Here is a 276-nt window from a genome sequence, read left to right as displayed (position 1 = left end):
GAAAAAAAGGCTTCATATACGTTTTCCAGGATAAAAACCATCCAGAGTCTGTCTTCAAAATCGGCGTCACCGAGCGCCCGTACAATGAACGATTGGAAGAACACAGCAAATGCTGCAAATTTGAACAAGACATCGCCCACGTGTCGGCCCAAGTGATTCAAAACAGCAAGCTCTTGGAATGGCTCATACATCGCGATTTGTGTTATGAGGTGAGGTATCGCTCCTGTCCCAACAAGACAAAGGGCCATACCGAGTGGTTTGCAGTCTCGAAAGAAA

At 46.4% G+C, this 276-nt stretch carries 1 protein-coding gene; it reads left to right on the top strand.

Annotated features, from left to right (window positions below):
- Positions 1-14: 14 nt before the first annotated feature.
- Positions 15-276 (top strand): GIY-YIG nuclease family protein (locus tag QWJ41_RS22260; protein ID WP_369292744.1); only part of this gene is annotated, 262 nt, incomplete at its 3' end.

Origin of the sequence: Nocardioides cremeus (genome assembly GCF_030518195.1) — a bacterium.
Lineage (GTDB): Bacteria > Actinomycetota > Actinomycetes > Propionibacteriales > Nocardioidaceae > Nocardioides > Nocardioides cremeus.
Note: the sequence above shows the minus strand (reverse complement) of the source record. Positions and strands in the feature narration are given on the sequence as shown.